The organism is Estrella lausannensis (genome assembly GCF_900000175.1).
Classification (GTDB): domain Bacteria; phylum Chlamydiota; class Chlamydiia; order Chlamydiales; family Criblamydiaceae; genus Estrella; species Estrella lausannensis.
Genome location: NZ_CWGJ01000006.1, coordinates 124,606 through 145,463, shown reverse-complemented (window position 1 = coordinate 145,463; position 20,858 = coordinate 124,606). Strand labels below are relative to the sequence as shown.

The 20,858-nt window shown below is 47.8% G+C and carries 15 protein-coding genes; 5 read left to right on the top strand and 10 right to left on the bottom strand.

Annotation, left to right across the window (positions count from 1 at the left end):
- Positions 1–109: 109 nt before the first annotated feature.
- The 6 genes from ELAC_RS02260 to ELAC_RS02235 form a co-directional block, all read right to left on the bottom strand.
- Positions 110–400 carry a hypothetical protein gene (locus ELAC_RS02260; RefSeq protein WP_098037655.1) on the bottom strand — a complete coding sequence of 97 codons (291 nt, stop codon included), beginning with the start codon at positions 398–400 and terminating at the stop codon, positions 110–112.
- A 42-nt stretch (positions 401–442) separates the two neighbouring features.
- Positions 443–715 carry a hypothetical protein gene (locus ELAC_RS02255; protein ID WP_098037654.1) on the bottom strand — a complete coding sequence of 91 codons (273 nt, stop codon included), beginning with the start codon at positions 713–715 and terminating at the stop codon, positions 443–445.
- A gap of 290 nt (positions 716–1,005) precedes the next feature.
- Positions 1,006–2,232, bottom strand: coding sequence for a tetratricopeptide repeat protein (locus ELAC_RS02250; protein ID WP_098037653.1), 1,227 nt, complete (start codon positions 2,230–2,232; stop codon positions 1,006–1,008).
- 211 nt (positions 2,233–2,443) lie between these two features.
- Positions 2,444–3,094 carry a regulatory protein RecX gene (locus ELAC_RS02245; RefSeq protein WP_158227780.1) on the bottom strand — a complete coding sequence of 217 codons (651 nt, stop codon included), beginning with the start codon at positions 3,092–3,094 and terminating at the stop codon, positions 2,444–2,446.
- 1 nt (position 3,095) lies between these two features.
- Positions 3,096–5,009: a DNA topoisomerase IV subunit A gene (locus ELAC_RS02240; RefSeq protein ID WP_098037651.1), complete on the bottom strand. Its 1,914-nt coding sequence runs from the start codon at positions 5,007–5,009 to the stop codon at positions 3,096–3,098.
- Positions 5,009–6,865: a DNA topoisomerase IV subunit B gene (locus tag ELAC_RS02235; RefSeq protein WP_098037650.1), complete on the bottom strand. Its 1,857-nt coding sequence runs from the start codon at positions 6,863–6,865 to the stop codon at positions 5,009–5,011. Before ELAC_RS02235 ends, ELAC_RS02240 begins: the two co-directional genes overlap by 1 nt.
- A 523-nt stretch (positions 6,866–7,388) precedes the next feature.
- Here ELAC_RS02235 and pseB point away from each other — a divergent pair.
- Together pseB and ELAC_RS02225 are read left to right on the top strand one after the other, a co-directional pair.
- Entirely contained in the window at positions 7,389–8,420 is a 1,032-nt protein-coding gene (pseB, locus tag ELAC_RS02230; protein ID WP_098037649.1) for a UDP-N-acetylglucosamine 4,6-dehydratase (inverting), read from the top strand.
- 167 nt (positions 8,421–8,587) lie between these two features.
- Positions 8,588–9,613 carry a glutamyl-tRNA reductase gene (locus ELAC_RS02225; protein ID WP_098037648.1) on the top strand — a complete coding sequence of 342 codons (1,026 nt, stop codon included), beginning with the start codon at positions 8,588–8,590 and terminating at the stop codon, positions 9,611–9,613.
- A gap of 49 nt (positions 9,614–9,662) precedes the next feature.
- On the opposite strand, the gene ELAC_RS02220 is transcribed toward ELAC_RS02225, so the two are convergent.
- A complete protein-coding gene (locus ELAC_RS02220) occupies positions 9,663–12,488 on the bottom strand; it encodes a hypothetical protein (RefSeq protein WP_098037647.1) in 2,826 nt (941 codons plus the stop codon).
- A 273-nt stretch (positions 12,489–12,761) separates the two neighbouring features.
- On the opposite strand from ELAC_RS02220, the gene ELAC_RS02215 reads away from it, so the two are divergent.
- Positions 12,762–14,147 carry a leucine-rich repeat domain-containing protein gene (locus ELAC_RS02215; RefSeq protein ID WP_098037646.1) on the top strand — a complete coding sequence of 462 codons (1,386 nt, stop codon included), beginning with the start codon at positions 12,762–12,764 and terminating at the stop codon, positions 14,145–14,147.
- An 87-nt stretch (positions 14,148–14,234) separates the two neighbouring features.
- On the opposite strand, the gene asnS is transcribed toward ELAC_RS02215, so the two are convergent.
- Positions 14,235–15,635: an asparagine--tRNA ligase gene (gene asnS / locus ELAC_RS02210; RefSeq protein WP_098037645.1), complete on the bottom strand. Its 1,401-nt coding sequence runs from the start codon at positions 15,633–15,635 to the stop codon at positions 14,235–14,237.
- A gap of 48 nt (positions 15,636–15,683) precedes the next feature.
- On the bottom strand, positions 15,684–16,541 hold the full coding sequence (locus ELAC_RS02205) for a deoxyribonuclease IV (protein WP_098037644.1): 858 nt from the start codon (positions 16,539–16,541) through the stop codon (positions 15,684–15,686).
- 120 nt (positions 16,542–16,661) lie between these two features.
- Between ELAC_RS02205 and murJ the strand changes: the two genes are divergently transcribed.
- On the top strand, positions 16,662–18,230 hold the full coding sequence (gene murJ / locus ELAC_RS02200) for a murein biosynthesis integral membrane protein MurJ (protein WP_098037643.1): 1,569 nt from the start codon (positions 16,662–16,664) through the stop codon (positions 18,228–18,230).
- Positions 18,231–18,425: 195 nt separating this feature from the next.
- Here murJ and rpsD read toward each other — a convergent pair whose 3' ends face one another.
- The gene (gene rpsD / locus ELAC_RS02195; protein ID WP_098037642.1) at positions 18,426–19,043 is read right to left on the bottom strand and encodes a 30S ribosomal protein S4; all 618 of its coding nucleotides are present in this window, start codon (positions 19,041–19,043) and stop codon (positions 18,426–18,428) included.
- A 512-nt stretch (positions 19,044–19,555) separates the two neighbouring features.
- On the opposite strand from rpsD, the gene ELAC_RS02190 reads away from it, so the two are divergent.
- Positions 19,556–20,857, top strand: a complete 1,302-nt coding sequence (locus ELAC_RS02190; RefSeq protein ID WP_098037641.1) for a two-component system sensor histidine kinase NtrB — start codon at positions 19,556–19,558, stop codon at positions 20,855–20,857.
- Position 20,858: the final 1 nt, after the last annotated feature.

The following is a 20,858-nucleotide window of genomic DNA, read 5'->3' as shown; positions in this document are numbered from 1 at the left end:
GACAACAACATAAAATCTATGAATTTGAATTATTTGCGACGCGCTGTTTTGTTTTTAAATCGCAAACTCTCTTGATCAAATCGAGTGCCATTATAGGCAAAGCCCGAGTTCAATCCAAGTCCAAGAGAGGTAAGAGGGAAAGAGGGATTTCTTTAAAGGAATAAGAAGGGATGATCTTGGCAAGCATGCTGTAGATGTTGGCTTCGAGCAACTTGATTTTGTTAAAATCCGCTGCCTGCCCCACCTCTTTGCCGACAAACACTTCTCCGCGGTATTCAATACGCTGCAAATAGGGAGCCACCCCGCTCAAAAACATCTCGAGCAGGCGCTGATCCACCTTGGTGAACTCTCGTTGCAAAGAATCTGTTAAGGGATAACCCAAAAAAAGCACGGTCCTCATATAGGACCATACTACTCTTTTGGCCGTTTTTTTGGAGAGAAGTTATCTAATGCCAGCCGCTCTTCGAGCTTCGCGCATGATTTCTTTCAGACGATCTTGTCGTCTCTTCATCTGGCCAACCATGCTACTTGCAATACCTTGCAGCATCGCATTATAAACATCTGGCGCCTTTTGCCTGAGCTGGTCTACCGAATGCACGGTAGTTTGCATGTTCCAGTTTGAGGAGCCTTGTGCTGTTGGATTAGTAGCCCCTGCAGTAGCCCCGGTCGAAGCCGGAGCGCTTGACTCATTGACAGAGCCGGTCGCTTCGCTCATATATCACCACCTAGTTTCCTTCCTTTTTTATTATAATAACATAGAAAAACATTAAAATCAATAATTGACACTATAAAATCCTAAACCTAATTTATGTAATTACTTATAAAAGTGTCTCAAATTAAGAATTTTGACTTAAGAGCCCCTTGGGATAGAAAACTACAAGTCACTTTGTACTATGAATTTGAAGCAACCTGCAATCTTTCAATCCCACGGGCTTTCGCTTGACCAGAACCAAATTTTGAGACGCTTTCGAAATATATATGTATATACCGCTGCGCGGCCCTCCCCTATACACTTCGGGCCAAAGCCTCAGCTTTAGCAAAGCTCGGATGGCTTTGATCGATTAAGAGCAGCAGCTCTCTTGCCGTCGCCGCCGACTCGGCCACTTCGCCCAGCATATGCAAATATTCGGCTTTCTGGAGAAGAAGATCCGGGGTTTTACCGCTTAAGAATATCGCTTGGTTAACACTGTCAAGCCGACGCATTCCTTCTTCTACAATTGAAGAGGGCAAATCCTCCCGCGCACGCTGATTTTCCAAAAGTCCTGAAGCATTACCCAACTCCTCGAGCAGAGTCGCGCGGAAGATATAATACTTCTCCTCTCGCGGCGAGAGGACGATCGCCCGGTTGGTGTCTCTTAGAGCTTCCTCATAGTGCCCCAGCTGCGCGTGTACGAGGGAGCGGAAGTACCAAAGATCGGGGTTTTTCTCGCTGATTTGATGTTCATCAAGATCCAGTACCCTGTCGAAGCAATCCAGCGCCTTTAAGAGTGTTGTCTCACCCTGATCTTTTCTGCCCGATTGCAGAAGGCGGGCACCCTCTTTTGCCAAAAACTGTCCCTGGTAGTAGAGGGTACTGCCGTCGCCGGTGGAGACTTCCCGCTGCGCCAAGTGATCGATAAGCGCCTCTTTATCCCCCCGGAATCGCTCCTGTAGCGATTTTGCGGCCGTCTCGGGATCTTCCGCCAGTGCCGCCATGCTCGACTCCATCTCCCGGAACGCCCTTTCCCTCGTTCTGTAAACAGAGGCCGTCTCGCCGCAGCTTGAGTGGAAGGTAAAGCGCGGCACCAGATTTTTCGCCGTTTCCCCATCGACATCTTTCGAGGTTGCCTGCTTTATCACGTTAATTAGTTGCTTGATCTCCACAACTTTGCTCTCAGGAAGATCGGTCATGCCATTTAATTGATTTAAATCCTGCATCGCCTTCGAGTAGAGGTGCTCGGAGGCGTAGTATCTTGCCCTCAGGAGAATCGAGAGGTAGATGCGCTTCGGGGACTCCGCTTTGATTTCCGCCTCGGCCACATAGCGCAACGCTTCTGTAAAGCGCCTCAGTTGAAAATTTAAAATGGCTATAGCCTGCAACTGATCTTCTGGATGATCCGATCTGGTCAGGAGCGTGCGCAGCCTTTCAATCTTCTGCTCGGCCTCCTTAACTTTCTTTTCTTCTTCGGGTGTGGATGGTTGTGAGTAGGAAGAGGATGCTCTAACGCCATAAATCTCTTGTGAACCGATCATATAAACCTCCTGTAAATGACAGATTAGGGAGATGGCCATGAAAAAGATGGGCAGGTGAAGAAATCAATTTTAACTGGTCGGTGGTGGCATTTAGACAAGCTCTAAATACCTCCATATATAACTAAAGTGTCTTAAAAATTTGGGGTTTTGAGACACGTTCGGTATTATCCCATCCTATTCAAATTCGGCTTTCTGACAAGCCTGAATTTTGTCATTCGGGAAAAGAATCGTCATCTTCTATCTGAAATTCCTTAAGAGCCGAGGCGATGACTTCCGAATTGAATCCTCGTCTAAACAATTTGGCTTTGATGCGGTGGCGCTCTTTGGCCTCTTCTAAAAGTACCGGATCTTTGACCGTCTTTTTAATAAAAGCAAGCGCCTCGGAGACCGGGTTGATGCCTCTTTCCTTCTGTACTTTTTGGAAAGCCTCCTCAAACACCTCTTCCGGTATTTTTTCTTTCCAAAGCTCCATCCGCACCCTGTCTTTTCCCAAGTGCTTCTTCAGTTTTCCGGCAATTTTGGATTCAATCAGGTAAGCGTCATCGAAGAAAAAACAGCGCTCCAAATCCGCTAAAGCATCGGCAATAACCTCTTCAGAGACCAGGCGCTCTCTTAACAATATCTTCGCCTGCTCTTTTAAAAGGGGTTTGCTCGCGATTTTCTTGAGCAGAAAGCGCTTGGCACCCTCTCTTTCCTTCTCCTGAATCCACTGCCGCAAACTATCCGGAGTGTAAAACTGTCCTTTAAACGAACAGTTACTGCCAAAAATATCGACATGAACGCGCTGAATGAGCTCCCCATCAAAATACACCTCCAGTACTCCTCGCTCTTCCGATGAAGGCTCAATTTTCAGCTGATCCACCTTAGCTGTCCGAATCTTTGATGACTTTGATCTTTTTCACCTGACGATTGGCGATCCTCACTCCTTTGGCACCCACCCCTTTGACTAAAACATCATTGATATCGAAGAGCTGTTTGCTAAGCTTTTGCTTCTGCTTCGGCACAAAGATCACTTCCAGGGATTCTTTGGGGTTGGTCGACAGGTGTTCAAGTTCCATGTCCGAATCCAGGAAATTATATTCACGGTCTATGATGAATTTTGAGATGATAAACCTCTTGGCATAGGCATAATGAGTTTTGGGATCGCTGTAGGCTACATTGAAGATGGTCTTCTTATCGGCAATTCCAACGTAAGCGATCTTTTTGCCACCTTCTTGGATATATTGCTTCTCAGGAATATTCAGCACCTTGTATGTGCCATCTTTATAGATCACAAGCAGCTTGTCGAAGTTGGTGCACTCCAAGAATGAGTCGCTCACCACTTTGGTTCCGACAAACCCCCCTTTGTGATCAAGTCCGACTTTAACATTCCTCACTTCCATAGCTCTCTTATCGACCTGCTCAATCGAAGAGATTACTGTTTTTCTCGGAAAGAGGTGCCCGTATTTTTTGATCAGGCCACGCAGGTAACGGATGGTGTAGCGCTTGACGTTTTTAAGCTCTTTCTCCACTTCCTCAAGTTCGCTCAGTACATCCCTGATCTCCTGCTCATTGCGTTCAATGTCAAACTTGGAAATCCTGCGGATGGGAATCGATAAAAGCCGCTCCCGGTCATTGTAGGTCGGAATGCGCGCCAGCTTTTTGTGATAAGGCGTCAGGCTCGTTTCGACTGTGGTGTGGATCTGTTCGGCCTTCTTAATATTTTCGATCGCTTTGTAAAGCCTGTTTTCAATGAATATCTGTTCGAGCGTTTTCTCAAAGATACTCTCGAGCAAATTGTCCCTCTTGATCTCAAGCTCTCTTTGCAAATAATGCTGCAAAAGTTCCACGTGCAGCTTGAGCACTTCACTGGTATCAGTCTCCCAGGGAAGATTGTCTTTAATGACCACAATCTGGGAGTTTAGGCTGACTTCGCATTCAGTATAGGCATACAGGGCCGCTTCCACCTCTTCAGCGTACTGGCCTCTTGGCAGCTTAATCTCGATCGAGACTGCATCAGAGGTAAAATCATGAATCGATTCGATTTTGATCTTTCCTTTTTTCGCAGCCTCTTCAATCGAAGCCATCAAACTCTCTGTGGTTGTGCCAAAACAAATTTCTTTAATGATGATCGTTTTGGGATCGACAATCTCCACCTTGGCTCTCAGTTTGACCTTCCCAAGTCCACGGTTGTAATCGGTAGCGTCCATGATCCCGCCCGTCGGAAAGTCAGGAAGAACCGAGAAGGGCCTGCCTTCCAAAAGGGCAATCTCCGCCTCCAGCAGTTCATTGAAATTATGGGGAAGTATCTTGGTCGACATGCCGACGGCAATCCCCTCTGCACCCTGCATCAGCAGAAGAGGTATTTTCGCGGGCAGGGTGACCGGCTCTTTATTTCGTCCGTCATACGAGAGGATCGTCTCGGTCAAATCAGGATTGAAGAGCGTCTCAAGGCTGAGCTCCGATAGCCTCGATTCGATATAACGGGCGGCCGCAGCCGGGTCTCCCGTGTACAGGTTTCCGAAGTTCCCCTGCATATCAAGAGTGAAGCCCTTACTTGCCATATTGACAAGGGCATCTACAATGGCCGCTTCGCCGTGGGGATGGAGGGCCATCGTTTGTCCTGCGATGTTGGCCACTTTATGGAATTTTCCATCATGCATCTTAAAAATCGTCGCCAGTATGCGTCTTTGCACCGGTTTCAATCCATCGACAACATTCGGTATCGCCCTGTCCAAAATAACGTACGAAGCATAGGACAAAAAGTGATGCTTCATTTGATGCTTTAAGTCTTCCATTACTCCGCCCCTTCGAGTTTAAGCGCCGATACCTCTTTTAGAAGTTTCTCATCTTCGTTAATGAGATTTTCCATGATGAATTTTTTTCTCTCCGGCGTGTTCTTGCCCATATAAAATTGCATTGTAGGCCTCACATCGGAAAATGAGGCGACAGTGACAGGAAGAAGCTTGATTTGCTTGCCGATAAACTGCTTGAACTCATGGGGGGAGATTTCTCCCAACCCCTTAAAGCGAGTGATCTCCACCCCCTTTTTAAGCTGTTTGATGGCCACATCACGCTCTTCTTCTGTGAAGCAGTAGATCGTTTTTTCCTTGTTGCGCACTTTGAAGAGGGGTGTCTCTAAAATGTAGAGGTGGCCGTTCAAGACAAGCCCTTCAAAATACGTCAGGAAAAAAGTAGTCAGGAGGTTTCTGATATGCATTCCGTCCACATCGGCATCGGTCGCCAAAATCACTTTGTTGTAGCGCAAGTTGGCGATATCGTCTTCGATGTTCAGAGCCATCATGACATTGTACATCTCTTCATTTTTGTAGAGCTGATCCATCTTCATGCCAAAAACGTTCAGCGGTTTTCCCCTTAAAGAGAACACAGCCTGGACGAGCGGATCTCTGGATGCGACGATGGAAGCGGAAGCCGAATCGCCCTCGGTTAAAAAGATCATCGTGTCCTCTCCCCTTCCTGAGGAGTCGCCCATATGGTGCTTGCAGTCTCTCAGCTTGGGAATTTTAAAGGAGATGCGCTTCTGCCTCTCTTTTGCCTCTTTTTTTACTGCAGCGAGCTCTTTACGCAGTTTTTCGTTGAAGGCGATGCGCTCAATGATTTTTTTTGCCACCTCGGGAAACTTGTAGAGCAGCGTGACCGTCGCTTCCTTCACTTCCTGCACAAGAGGCGCCCTGATGTCGGTGTTTCCAAGCTTGTTCTTTGTCTGTGATTCAAAAATCGGGTCTTTCACTTTGACGAGAACACAGCCGACCATTCCCTCCCTGACGTCGACACCTTCGAAACTCTTCTTGGCAAATTCGTTAACTCCTTTAAGCACTCCCTCTTTAAAAGCTGAAAGGTGTGTGCCGCCGTCGGCCGTATACTGACCATTGACGAAAGAGAAGAACGTTTCCCCATAGCTTTGGGTGTGCAGGAAGGCAAATTCAACTTGCTTACCCCTGTGATGCAGGGCTTCGTAGAGGCGATCTCCTTCAGCAACCTCTTCATTCAGAAGATCTAAAAGGCCATTTTTCGAAAAAATAACCTGGTTGTTATATTTGATCTTAAGCCCATTGTTCAAGTAGGCGTAATGCCAGAGTCTCTTGAGTACATACTCCTCTTCAAATTTAAACTTTTTGAAGATCTCGTTGTCGGGGATGAATTCGATGTAGGTTCCGGTTGGCTCGCTGCTCTTTCCTTTCTTCTCTTTGATGAGCTTCCCTTGGGAAAAGACAGCTTCGGCAAAAGATCCTTCCCTAACGCTTCTGGCAAAAAAGTGGCTTGAAAGAGCGTTCACAGCTTTTGTTCCCACCCCGTTGAGGCCCACAGAGAACTGAAATACATCATCGTTGTATTTAGCTCCGGTATTGATCTGGCTGACACAATCAACCAGCTTTCCCAAAGGGATCCCTCTGCCAAAATCGCGTATGGACACTTTCCCTGATTCTTGATCGATCGCTATGTCGATCTCGGACCCGTTTTTCATGATGAACTCATCGACGCTGTTGTCGATCACTTCCTTCAGCATGACATAGATTCCATCATCGGGATGGGAACCGTCACCCAGGCGCCCGATGTACATCCCTGACCGCAAGCGGATATGCTCTAGGGCATCGAGTGTTTGAACTGTGCTTTCATCATATTCTTTAGCCATCAGACTATCCCTTAAAACCTTCTTAAAAAAAACCAGTCATGTGATATGCAAGAGCGTGGAGTGACTAACTGAACTTGAAAGCCGCTTGAAAGTCAGACCGAAGAACCTTGGAAAAGGGGTTTTTGGCCACCGTGAAGCTGCTTTGGATTCAGTGATTGTATACTGAAAGTGTCTCAAAACTGGGTTTTTGGCAAAGAGAATGCGCTCCACGATTGAAAGATTGCAAGTCATCTAATATTAGAAAATTGAGGCGACTTACAATTTTTCGATCCCGATGTATTCTCAAAGCCCCAATGCCAAATTTCGAGACACTTTCGGTATAAAAGGCATAGTTTCAGAAAATTACAACAACCATCCCTTTGTCAGTTCCTAATGCGTCCCTTGCCTGAATCGCAAATTTTATTCGGAGTGAAAAACCCCGGGTTTGAAGATAAATCATCTACAAAGACGGCAATTTTTATAAAGAGAGAATCTAAAAGAATCAACTTAAGATAGATAGAACCATTTCCCCTAAGGATCCCTCATGGACTTGCACGAATTCTTTAAAGAAAAATCCATTCTGATCACCGGCGGCACAGGTAGTTTCGGCAGAAAGCTGGCTACCCTCCTTATCAGGGAATGCGATCCGAGGCGCGTCATCATCTTTTCGCGCGACGAATGGAAGCAGTGGGAGATGAAAAAAGAGCGCCCCGAGTTCGGCGACCCGCGAATGCGCTATTTCATCGGAGATGTCCGCGACACACAGCGCCTGAACCGCGCGTTCCAGGATGTCGATTATATTGTGCATGCCGCTGCCCTCAAACAAGTGCCGGCTGCAGAATATAACCCGTCGGAGTTTGTCAAAACCAACGTGATCGGCGCCATGAATGTGGTCGAAGCGGCTATTTCTGCAGGAGTCAGAAAGGTGATCGGCCTATCGACAGATAAAGCGTGCAACCCCGTCAACCTCTACGGAGCCACAAAGCTTTGCCAGGATAAGCTCTTTGTCAATGGCAACTCCTACGTGGGTAAGAGAGGGTATCCCATCTTCAGCGTTGTTCGCTATGGCAACGTGTTAGGGAGCCGCGGCAGCATTATCCCCCTGTGGAGAAAAATACTCAAAAGTGGGGGAAAAGCGGTGCCGATCACCGATCCTCGGATGACAAGATTCTGGATTACGCTTGAGCAATCGGTGCGCTTTGTGCTGGAAAGCTTTCTGATCGCCAAAGGGGGGGAAATCTTCATCCCCAAGATACCCAGTATGAAAATCATCGATCTGGCGGAGGCGGTAGCACCGGGAGTGCCTCACGAGTTCACGGGAATCCGAGAAGGCGAAAAGCTCCACGAGCTAATGATTTGCCAAGAAGATGCGCGCCACTCAATCGAGCTGAGCGACCGCTACGTCATTTTGCCCGAAACTCAAAGTCGCGACCATGAGTTTATCCGTCGGTTCTTAGGAGGCAGAGAAGGCAAACCTTTGCCGGATGGCTTTGCCTATACGTCGGACACCAACACCATGTGGATTGGCGGCCAAGAGCTTATGACACTAATTCAACCTTACTTGGAAGAGATGTGATAGAAGAGGGAATGGAAGCTCCCCCTTTTTTTAGCCCGCTGCGGCAAAAAAAAATCGATGGGGAGGAGCTTGAAATTTCCAAAAATAACCCATTCCTCTATAAGAGTTTTTTTATACTAAATCGAACCTCATTTGGATCATAGGGTATTTCACCGGAGTCTTCACGAATGCGAATTGGCGTCATTGGAATCAATCACAAACTTGCAGACTTAAAACTGAGAGAAGTTTTGGCTAAAGCCTTCCAAAGAAGGTTTTCCAACTTCAAAGTGGTCCATCCCGGCCATTCGATGGTTCTTCTTTCCACATGCAACAGAACCGAACTCTACTTCTCTTCCGAAGACCTCTCAAACACCCATACCTATATTCTTTCCGCGCTAAGAGATGAGCTGAACGCCGATTTCGAGCAAAAGCTCTACTCGTTTTTTCATAAGGACTGCTTCTCCCATCTTGCCAAGGTCACGTCAGGGCTCGACAGCGCCATTATGGGGGAGACGGAAATTCAGGGCCAAGTCAAGGCCGCTTACCTCGGAGCCTGTATGAATCAGGATCTCGAGAAAGAGCTCCATTTCCTTTTCCAGAAAAGCTTGAAGATTGGAAAGAAGATTCGCACCCAAATTCCAATCGAGAGAGGCATCCCCGATCTAGAACACGCCTGCCTGCATATGGGCAAGAGCTTTTTTCCTTCGGCGGAAAGTCAAAGGGTACTTTTTATCGGCGCCTCGGACATCAACCTTAAAATCATCCGCTTTTTCCAGACAAAAGGCGTTTCAAATATCACGCTTGCCAACCGGACCGAAAGCACTGCCAGGGCTCTCGGAGCTAAGTTCAGCTTGGCGACACTTCCCTGGGAGAAACTGTCTCGTTGGAAAGAGTACGACTGGATCATCTTCGGAACCAAAGCGCCCGATTATGTTATCTCCGTCTCGGAAAGAGAAGAGCGGCCCCTCGGACGCAAACTGCTGATAGACCTCTGTGTGCCGCGCAACGTCGATCCTGAAATGGCGAGCGAAACTATCCGCCTGGCAAACATCGATGAGATCAATTCTTCGCTGCAGGCGCGGGGAAAACGTCTGTTCGACTTTGCCAAAGAAGCGGAAAAAACCATCGACAGCTTAGCAAGAACCCAAGTTCTCATCTTCAAAAAGAAGAATCTGATGAAACGGATGGAAGAGAGAATGAGGGTCGTTTCTTAAAAAACACTTCTCCGATTCAATCTTCCTTTGCAGGCAATATATTCAACTTTTAAAGGGGTAATTGCACCGGCAGGCCAATCCGGGCATGATCGCTATCTTTAAGCGCCTGCTGCGCCTTGATATTTGAGCTGACAGTGCTATAGAGCGTTTCTATGAAAGTAGGCATCTTCCACTGCGCCGCAATGATGACGACGCCATGGTCTTTGGCTGTTCCTTGATATTTTTTATCCTTGTAGGCCGGCAGCTTATCCTGGATTTCTTTCTGCCAGGCATCTTTCTGTTGAACGTCCGCTCCCTTGATTTTATCGCTTATCTGCTGGTTAAAACTAACCATCTTTGACTGCAGGGTGTTCTGATGTTTCTGAATCAAATCACTTTTTTTATCAGCAGGGGCATTTTCTATTTCTTTGATAGATGACTTAAGGAATTCCTCTATGTCTTTTACAGTGGCTTTGTCAACTCCAAACACCTCCGAGGCGCTACTCAAAGCTAAGGCAAATCCATCCCTGGCTTCATGGAACGTCTTTTCCCGTAAGGCCGCATTTTCAACTATATTCCGATAGGTTTTTGTGTAGACATCATGAGCCTCTGTGTTCAATTTCACTAAAGAGTCACTGTTGATAGTTTTAAATTCATTCATCTTCTCCTGATCATTTAAGTTGATGCCTTTCATGAATGCACTGATCAGACCCGGTACTGAGAGAGTGGGATTATCACTTCCCTCCAGAGAGGCCAAAGCGTGCTCCTGAACAATTTGCTTCAACTCCTGAGCCGAAAGATCGTTGACCAAAGGAGCGTATTCTTCGAACTTTCCTCCTTTGACGGCCTCTAGAGCCGCTTTCTGCTGATTGGTAAGGGAGGATTGCCTTGGAGTTCCCTCCATTGCATCCAAAATGGCGATCTGCTGCTTAAGACTACCGATCTTCCCCTCTAATTCCTTCGAAAGAGTGCCCAAATCAAGGTCTTCTGGATGTTTTTTTTGCGCGCTCTGCAATCTTTGCCGAGACGTTGTCTCGAGTCCGGTCAGCTGATTTAGGACCCCTTGCCTGACTTCCTGAATATGAGCGCTTAAAACTCCCCTTCGCGGGTCGTCAGAAGAGAGATTTTTGTGCGCCGCACTCGCTTCAGCGATTTTTTGATCTAAATATTGGCTTTCCGGCATTACTTCGCTGCGTATTGCCGCGACCTCCTGCAACTGAAGGGGCATGGCTGCGGCAGGTTTTGCTACCGGCTCCATCAAGCCGAGCGCCATCATTCCTTCCAGCATCTTTGCAAGCTTTCCAGTGTGCTGTTTTGAGCTGTCCAACTTAACTGAAGTATCCAATCCGATAATGGCGTTGTCTTTCAATTGCTCACCAACTCCTTTATCCTCGCAGAATTTTGCGAGATCCGCTTTCAGCTCCACGAGCGCCCGGAACGTGACAATCATCGCGTACTCGCTGCAAATTGCCTTGGCCTGGTCAGCCTGTGCCATCTCGTTAATAGCCTGCTTTTTCTCGCCCGACAAGTGGTGTGGCACGACAGAACGCATTCTTCGCCCACGCGAGTTGACTAAGTCACCACTCCTCTCTTCATTTGATGCTTTGGTGAAGGCTTGAGCATACTTGTCTTCCATGAATGATTTAATATCCGTGACACCCGCCTCTTTGAGTGCTGCTGCCGTCTGCGACGTAAGTAAGTTTTCCGGTTTCACTCGATAACTGTCGGCATAGTAGCTGATCCCAATATCCGTCGACTCGGTAGAAAGACCTTTATCCCAAAGCCCTTGATTGACGGCGTGTCCGTCCTTGGTCTTTGTATGGATGACTTCAGCATGAACCGTTTCCGATCCGGTTAAACGCGTCTGTATGGCATCTCCGCTAGTTTTGGTGTGTCCTTTGTAGGCACGGTATTTTGCCCCTGAAAAAAGGAGCACGTCTCCCACTTTTAAATTTTGCGCGCGATGCTTGGCTATTCTTTCGATATTGCCTTTAGAAAATGCCGGACTGACCAGTTTAGAGAGCATAGGACATTGCCCGGCCTTATTGAGATCCATATCCTTAAAATGCTCGTGGGCATTCCCGATATGATCAAGAAGCCATGTTTCACTAGAGCCGAGAGTCCTCTTTTCCGGCGGAATCGTAGGGTCGGTCAACTTCTGATGCAACTCCTCGAAGGTCTGCTTATGATCCGAAAGACGGGAAGCCATGTAGGTCAGTTCTTTGAGTGCAGAGTGAGTTTTCTCTGAAATTCCAAGGTCCTCGGCCCCGTTGCTTCGTAAGTACCCATTCAGCTGCTCCATTTGAGACTTGCTGGAGAGCACCTCCTCTAACTTGGCAAGATCTTCAGAAGAAGCCTTGCCTATGTCGCCAACTGTAACCACCATCTCTTTCATTTCTTGCTCAGTAAGAGGTAATGGGGAGGAGCCTGATGCTTCGGTTCGACGTGTGAGAGTCTCCCCGAGCGCTTCCATTTTGACTTCCAGCCGCGAACTCCTCTCGAAGTTCTTCATGCTCAGGTTTTTTCCCTTAATACTATCCTGACCGGCTGCGATAGCCTCTCCCGCGTGATCCTGAAATTTCTTCACTGACGCGCTATCTTTCAGCGCATGGCCGAGCTGGGGGTGCTTAGCAGCCAATTTACTGAGTCGACCGGCGGTCTTGTCGCACTTTTTTAAATGAACGGATAGCTGTTTGAGATCCATCTGCTGGATGTTCTTGCCCGACAAATTCTCGAGCTTGGCTTCCAGTTTTTGGGTCAAGACGGCGGCTTGCGCCTGTACCTTCTGTTCTTTTGGGGATAATACCTTAACGCTGGGAGTGGCAGAGGCAGCCGTCTGGGTATTTGTTTCATAAAACGAACCCACTGCCGGGCGAAAACTTCCTTGCACACCCATATCCACCCCTGTTTTCCTAACAAGAGTTCCTGCCTCTGCGGCAAATCAAATAATATATATATAAATAATTATAGATAATACAGTTTTTAAATAAAAGATTTTACAAAACAAAGTAAAACACAATTTCTTATTAACAAAAAACCGCTGCACTAAAAACAACAAAAAAACAGCAAATAAACGTGATAATTAAAATACACTTTTACACAACAAGTGAAGTATAATGTACAAAAGGGAGCTATTCTCTTTAAGTGACGTAATAAAGAGGGGGTTAGTATGAATTCCTTGGACCATCTTCACCGCAGCAATCTCAGCCAATTTGCCGACCACAGCGCTGTTCAAATCGCAAAAGTATCTAAAAAGGGGCGCTTTAAAACGGATGCGGCAGGAAGACCTACGATTGATCTAAAAGTGCTGGATTTGAATAACATTTCACGAAAGAAACTCGATAAATATTTTGATGAGGGTACTCTTGTTTATGTTCTTGACGGCCATGAAGCGCAATTCAGCTCCGATTTTGCCCTCAAGCATCTTGGCCCTTTTCAGCAATGCAACCTCACCCTCCTGCCCCTGCAGGCCAAGAAAGACTATACTCAACTCCGGCTGAGCAATGTGCGCATCTCTTTTCTCGAGAGTAAAGATTACAAAGCAATCAAAGAGGTGTGTAAAGAATTGCTACGCGTACAGAAAAAGGGCAAAGAGCCTGTTCTCAAAGAAAGAACATTCACCACACCCGATGATGACCTGCAAGCGAAGGAAAAAATTAAAAGTTTGATCGCCAAAACCTGGTTTCAAAGAGAAGAAGAAACGGCTCGCTTTTTGCCCAGTATCGAAGACGCTGAATCCTATGTCATTGCAGGTATCGACTTGCAAGACCTTCTCGCTTTGAGGGCCACATCCCAAAGCGGCCGCGAAAAAGCCAATGCCCGGCTTGTCACGCTGATCAACGAAGGAGCCATTACTCCTACCTCTCTCGGCATCTACTCCCTGCCCGATCTATTGACATACTTCGGCAAACATGTGCGCGACATCAAGTGCTTGAACACCGGCCCAATTTGTCCCCCAGGCAGTTCGGTACCTGAGAGAATCGGATTTAACCCGGACATGAGCGATAAGGAGGTGAAATTGCTCGTTGAATCTTGTCCCCGGTTAACTGAATTGGTTCTCTACCAGTTTTCCCTGACCAATAAATCGGGAGCGGAGCTTAGCAAACTGACCCGATTAACTCACCTGTCATTTAACTCAGGAGAGGACTTCACCGACTTCAGTTTTATTGGAAACTTAAAAGAGCTGAGATTGCTCAGCCTGGGAGGAAGCGAAGTCAGCGACCTTTCCTTTCTTAAGGAATTAACAAGACTGGAAACCCTTAACTTGGAGCAATGCAATTCCATCCAAGACGTCAACCAGATAGCTTCCGCACCCCAGCTGAAACATTTGAACCTCAGTCAATGCTGGGACATCAAAGATTTTACCTTCCTTAAACACCTGACTCGTTTGGAGAGATTGGACCTAATGGAGTGCAACATCAAACAGCTATCCATTTTAGAAGATTGCAAAGAATTGAGAACACTCACCTTGTGGGGCTGCAACAGAGTGGTGGATTGGGATTTTTTGGGGCGGCATCCGGAAATCGATGCTATCGGGGCCCGAACATCCAACTAGTGTTCTGCCTGTTGAAAGGCCTCTGCCGAAAAGAACCTCAAAATCGAAGATTTTGAGGTTCTCTCGGGATATGAAAAAGGAACCTTCTTAAAAATCTGCGTATCCGGGGAATCTGGGGAAAGGAATGACATCACGGATGTTCTCCATTCCTGTCACAAAGCGGATTAGACGCTCGAACCCGACGCCATAGCCGGCATGGGGTACCGTGCCATATTTTCTAAGCTCAAGATACCACCAATAGCTCTCCTTGGGCAGCCCCATTCTATCGAGCTTCTCTTCCAAAACATCAAGGCGCTCTTCTCTTTGGCTTCCGCCGACAATTTCCCCGATCCTGGGGACAAGGACGTCCATGGCAGCGACCGTCTTGCCATCGTCGTTCTCACGCATATAGAAAGCTTTTATATCTTTTGGATAATCGGTAATGATGACCGGCTTCTGGAAGTATTTCTCAACCAGATAGCGTTCATGCTCCGACTGCAGATCCATGCCCCATTTGATCGGGAACTCAAAATTCTCCCCCGACTTCTCCAGGATGCGCACGGCGAAGGTGTAGCTGGTTCTCTCAAAAGGAGTATTGATCACTTGCTCGATTTGCTCCATGACGCCCGGAGAGATGTACTTATTGAAAAAATACATATCCTCCCTACAGTTATCGACCACATACTTTAGGACATATTTCAGGTAGGCTTCGACATTGTCCATGTTGTCGGTGATATCGGCAAAAGCCATCTCCGGCTCGATCATCCAAAATTCTGCCAGGTGACGCGCGGTGTTGGAGTTTTCCGCGCGGAACGTCGGTCCAAAGGTGTAGATATCGGAAAGGGCCGTCGCATAGATCTCCCCTTCAAGCTGGCCTGAAACGGTAAGATAAGCGGGTTTTTTGAAGAAGTCGCTTGCATAATCGACTTTTCCGTCGGGAGTCTTTGCCGGAGCGTCCATATCGAGCGTCGTCACCTGAAACATCTGCCCTGCACCTTCGCAGTCAGAAGCTGTGATGATCGGAGTGTGCACATAGCAAAACCCTCTCTCCTGAAAGAAAAGATGGGTCGCAAATGCAAGAGCGTTGCGGACGCGGGCTACCGCTCCGATCGAGTTGGTGCGCGGCCTTAAATGGGCTATCGAGCGCAAAAATTCAAAAGAGTGCCTCTTCTTCTGAAGCGGGTAGCTCTCCTGATCGCAGGTGCCGATCACCTCGATGGCAGTGGCATGCATTTCCAGAACGCCCTTTTTATCGGGATTTTCTACAATCGTGCCTGTCGCGGCAAGCGACGCGCCCGTGCCGAGTCTTCTGATCGTTCTTTCATATTCGTCGATATTGGAGTCGGCGATCACTTGGAAATTGGTCAGTGTTGACCCGTCATTTACTTCAATGAAGGAAAATGCCTTTTGTTCCCTAAGAGTTCTCACCCATCCCTTGATCGTGATCTCTTTTCCGAGAAAGCGGTTTGCCGCGTCGGATGATTTGAGTTGTTTGATTTTAATCCGCATGTGGACGACCTTTTGTTTTGTAAGTGTCGCTTGGTTAAATTGTAATTTTTAAATACTTCTTAAAAGGGCGATCTCTTTTTTCCACGATTCCAGCCCCCCCGGTGTCTCCAGATATTTCGGCAGGTAGCGCGTTCTCGGATCGTGCATGAGCGCTTTAAAACACTCGATACCGATTTCTCCCTTTCCAAGATCCTGATGCCTGTCAACACGGCTCCCCAAACCTTTCATCGAGTCATTGAGGTGAAAAGCGTAAAGATGCTTTAAACCGACTACCCGGTCAAACTCATCCAGCGTCGACGAAACTGCCGCCTTGCTTGTCAGGTCATATCCTGCCACAAAGGCATGGCAAGTATCGATACAGACTCCGATCGGAATCTTTTTTTCCACTTTACCGATGATGTAGGCGAGATGCTCGAAGCTATAGCCAACGGTTGACCCCTGGCCTGCTGTACACTCTAAAAGAAGGCGGAGATCCCCTTTCTTTAAAAATTGGTCTTCGAAAGAAATCAGCGACTCGGCGATTTTATCGAGACATTCCTCTTCGGAAGCCCCTGTCGCGCTACCAGGGTGGAAGTTGAGATAGGTGATCTCCAGCTCTTGGCAGCGTTCAATCTCCTGTCGGAATGCCGTCAGGCTCTTGGCCAAAATATCCTCTTTGTTGCTGCCCAAATTTATCAGGTAGCTATCATGACTCATGATCTTCTGAAGGCCTGTCTCTTTTAAAACCTCTTTCCAGCGCTTGACATCCTCTTCTCCAATCGCTTTCGTATTCCACTGGCGCTGGTTGGCGGTGAAAATCTGCACTGTGGTAGCCCCAATGGAGTGCCCTTCATAAAGAGCGTTATATACGCCGCCGGCAATTGAGGTGTGGGCGCCAATGAGGAGAGGCTCTTCTTTTTTTGTCATGGTACCATCGGATAGTTTGGAAACATTCAGTTAAACGCCGGTCTCGTCGCCGGCGAAAAGTTCTATTTGGATAGGCTCAAATATGCGATTATGCTAGCAACATGAAGGGAAAAAGACAATATGGATCAAGTCAATCAAGCGTCGCTTAGCAAAGAATCATCACGCTCTATCCTGCGCTCCATGTCCCGCTTCCTTTCCGGTACGATGCTCTCTAGGATCTCAGGACTCGGGCGGGATATCGCGATGGCGTATGCCTTTGGAACCGAAGCCTCGGCAGCCGCCTTTTTAGTCAGCTTCCGCCTGGCGCATTTGCTCAGAAGAATTTTAGGTGAGGGGTGCCTGCAGACTGCATTCATTCCACTCTTCGAGGAGCTGAGGCGAGAGAGTGTGCAGAAGGCCCATGCGTTTTACATCCATTTGCAGAGCACGCTCTTTTGGATCCTCCTGCTCGTGTCAACTGCCGCCATGGGTGCTCTGGGACTACCCCTCTCTTCTCTTGACCTATCCCCGGGCAACCGGGAAATCCTCTCCTACACTCTCTTCATGATGCCAAGCCTTGTCTTCATTTGCCTCTACGGCCTCTCAGCCTCGCTTCTTCAATGTGAAGGCTCCTACTTTCTTGCCGGCGCCTCTCCCGTCGCTTTCAACTTAGCCTGGATAGCAGGTGCTATCCTCCTCCGCGGCTTCGATGTCGAGCAGGCGATGCCCTACCTGTGCCTTTTCATCATTCTCGGCTGTTTCCTGCAATGGGCTGTCTGCTACCCTAAAACCAAGAAACTAATCCCGCACTCACCGCTGACACTTTTCTCTTTCAGGGGTATTCAGCCTGACGTAATGCGCATTGTCAAGCCAATGACCCTGGGCATGATCGGAATCGCCGCCACGCAAATCAACACAGCTCTGGATGCTGTTTTTGCCAGATTTGCCTCACTCGAAGGGCCGGCTTACCTGTGGTATGCCATCCGGATCGAACAGCTTCCCTTGGCCCTCTTTGGTATCGCCCTCTCAGGCGCTTTGCTGCCTCCTCTTTCGCGAGCGATGAAAAACGGGGATTTAAAAAAGGCTGCCGCTCTCTACTCTTCTTCCATCGGCACATGTATCGCGGTCATCGTCCCGATGACATTCGCCCTTGTCTTTTCTGGCAGAGCCACCGTTTCCCTACTTTATGAGCGGGGTGACTTTTCCGCTGTTTCAGCCGGAGAGACTGCCTTATGCCTCTACGGTTATGCCTTAGGCCTCCTGCCTTCTGTCACGGTCTTATTGACGGCACCTGTCTATTATGCCCTGTCCGACTATAAGACCCCGGCTCTTGCCTCCGGGTATTCAGTGGTCATCAACAGTATACTGAGCGCTGCCGGCGTCCTCGCCTTTGGCTTCGGCGCGTTTTGGATCGCTGTAGCGACAAGCTTGAGCGCTATCGCAAACGCCCTTATCCTAAGCTGCAGCCTACCCAAGGAGATTTCTTTTCCGTGGCATGCCTACTCCGCCAAGTTTTTCAGAGCGCTCGCCCACTCACTGCTCTACGCGGTTGGAGTGTACTTTTTACTCCCAGATCCTACGGGCTCTCTTACGGCCGGCACTGCCCCTTCCTTTACCGGTTCGCTCTATCTCTTCTCTCTGCATTTGACAATCTTTGCCCTCTGCATTGCTCCCCTGTGGTACCGCGAATTGAAGGATCTCAAACGATAAAAGAATATTTCCCTGCAGGCAGTCAAGGTCATCTGATGAAGCCAATTCGGAATTAGCACATAGATATTTTGATGCCAAGATACCAAACCTTGGACGGAGGGAAAGACATGCCCGCCAAAAAAAATGAAAAGGTCGCGGACAAAAAAAAACCGCTCAAAAGAGCGGTTTTTGAAGAACGGAAATGTGCCGTCAATCTTAGGTTGTGTGCTCCAAGAAGTCGCAGATTTCGATGATCTTGATCTCAAGCGGCCAGGAGATCTGATCCAGACCTGGCATCGTCATCAGCTGTCCGGAGAACTTGTTGGCATCCAACGTCAGGTATGTTGGTACATCACGCTGGGAAGCAAGAGCCTCCTGGATCGACTTCATCTTCTGGGATTTTTCTTTGATAGAAACGATCATTCCGGGTTTAACCTGGAAAGAACGGATATCCACCTTTTTACCATCCACTAAGATATGGCCGTGGTTAACCAGCTGCTGAGCGCCGAAAATGGTAGTGGCGAACTTCAGCTTGTACACGATGTTGTCCAGCCTGCACTCGAGCATTTCTGCCAGGTGCTGAGGCGTATTGCCTGCCATCTGTACAGCTTTTTTATAGTTGATGATCAGCTGTTTTTCGCTGAGCATGCCATAAACAGCTTTTAGTTTTTGCTTTTCTTCAAGTTGTAAGCCGAAGTCCGACTTTTTCTTGCGTCGAGCACCGTGTACGCCTGGGGGATTGGGCTTATGAAGGAGAGGATTTCTCGCTCTTCCGAAAATATTGACTCCAAATCGCCTGGCGATACGGTTTTTATTGCCTGTGTAGCGAGCCATTGATACTCCTTAAGAGAAATTTATACGGTGGCGTTCAAAACAAAATAGATAAGGGCAGATTATTGCATATGGGAAGTTTTTTTGCAATCAAACAGCCTGATCTCCTCAAATTTTATTGTCTGCCGGGAAAAAAATCCGAAACAGCAGACTGTTTACCGAGGCAGGATACCGGTGCTGTCTCAAAATTTAGCTTTCCTTAAACCACTATTCTACGGTGTAAGACACTTTCAATAGAGGAAGATGCGGGGCCAAGTTCTTCAAATAATAAGTAGTATGGTATAACTAAGTTATAGGTCTTATCACCCGGGCGCCTGTCCTTCCGAAGGAGGTGGATAGGAGCTCTGAGACAGTCTTAAGTATTGGCGTTTCGTCGCTCTTCCGGGGCGATAGCAACTTGTTTGTGAGACCTCCGGGACTGGGATCGAAAAGCAGATGAAATGAGCCTACAAATCCCCTGAAATTTAATTCAGGGACTGTCTCTTAAACGCTTAAAAACGAAAGAAATTGCACCTATGAAAGACTCCTCGCTCGAACCTCTCAAGAAAATGGCGGCATCGATTGCCGAAGCATCTTCGCAAGAGAAGATCGCCTCGCTCAACAGGGCGTTTGAGCTTTTCAGCCACGAGGCTGAAAGGATTGAAAATGCCTATAACTCCCTGAAGGAAGAGTTTACCGCCATCCATCAGGAGCTGGAAAAAACCAACATCCACCTCAAAAAGAAGGTCGCCGAGCTCAACGTGATGACCGATTACATGGAAAATATCCTGTCTAATATTTCACAGGGCCTGGTGTTTATCGATTTAAACGGCGACATCACCACTTATAACGCCGCCGCCGAAGAGATCTTCAACCTGAACCATGAAAAAATCCTTTTTCGAAACTACTGGCAGAATTTTGAGGATGACTCCTTTGGATTTTCCATGAGGAAAGCGCTTGCCACCAAAGCACCACCTCCTCTCTCTTTCACGAGCGTTAAAGGCGAGGGCGGCGAGCTCAAAGAGCTTGAGGTAACCGCCACTTTCGTGTTCGACAGCGGAACTAAAGTAAAAGACTTAGAAGAAGATATCTATGTCAGAAGCATGGAAGGGATCATCATCCTGATCCGTGATATCACGCTGATGAAGACATTGGAAATCATTGCCAAGCGATCCGACCGAATGAAAGAGCTTGGCGCCATGGCGGCATCTGTCGCCCATGAAATCCGTAACCCGCTAGGCGGGATCAAAGGCTTTGCCTCATTGCTCAAGAGAGATTTGGAAAACGATCCGGAAAAAAAGAAGTTCGCTGAATACATCATCCAGGGAGCTGACACACTGAATCGATTGGTAACCAGTATTTTAGACTACTCCAAGCCGGTAAACCTAAAAAAGATCCCGATGAACCTCCAGGAAACCATCTTAGAAACGATGGCAGTTGTGCAGGCAGACAGGGAGCTTTTCAAAAACATTCACATTGTTGTCGAGATGCCCGATAAGTTGATCGAGCTGACAGCAGATAAGGAGCTTTTGAAGACGGCTTTCTTGAATTTGATGGTCAACGCCATCCAAGCGATGCCCGGAGGGGGAACACTGAAGATCACTGCCCGGCTGCATGAGGCATCGGCCCTGGTTGAATTTGAAGACACGGGCATGGGCATCCCAAAGGAAAATATCGGCAAGCTCTTCACTCCATTCTTCACCACCAAGGCGGAAGGGTATGGTTTTGGGCTTGCGGAAGTATTAAAAACGGTGCAAGCTCACGGCGGGGATATCAAGGTTTCATCGGAAGAGGGAAAGGGGACGTCTTTCTCCTTAAAGCTGCCCATGCGCGGATAGT